Below are 554 nucleotides of genomic sequence, written 5' to 3'. Positions count from 1 at the left end.
TACATGCAAGTCGAGCGGATCTTCGGGAGCTTGCTCCCGATGGTCAGCGGCGGACGGGTGAGTAACACGTGGGCAACCTGCCTGTAAGACTGGGATAACTCCGGGAAACCGGGGCTAATACCGGATGATTCATTCCCTCACATGAGGGAATGCTGAAAGACGGCTTTTGCTGTCACTTACAGATGGGCCCGCGGCGCATTAGCTAGTTGGTGAGGTAACGGCTCACCAAGGCCACGATGCGTAGCCGACCTGAGAGGGTGATCGGCCACACTGGGACTGAGACACGGCCCAGACTCCTACGGGAGGCAGCAGTAGGGAATCTTCCGCAATGGACGAAAGTCTGACGGAGCAACGCCGCGTGAGCGAAGAAGGCCTTCGGGTCGTAAAGCTCTGTTGTCAGGGAAGAACAAGTGCCGGAGTAACTGCCGGTACCTTGACGGTACCTGACCAGAAAGCCACGGCTAACTACGTGCCAGCAGCCGCGGTAATACGTAGGTGGCAAGCGTTGTCCGGAATTATTGGGCGTAAAGCGCGCGCAGGCGGTCCTTTAAGTC

The 554-nt window shown here is 57.8% G+C and carries 1 rRNA gene; it reads left to right on the top strand.

Annotated features, from left to right (window positions below):
- Positions 1-554, top strand: a 16S ribosomal RNA gene (locus WQ57_RS22550); the annotation flags it as partial.

The organism is Mesobacillus campisalis (assembly GCF_000986785.1).
In the GTDB taxonomy this organism is placed as follows: Bacteria; Bacillota; Bacilli; order Bacillales; family Cytobacillaceae; genus Mesobacillus_B; species Mesobacillus_B campisalis.
Note: the sequence above shows the minus strand (reverse complement) of the source record. Positions and strands in the feature narration are given on the sequence as shown.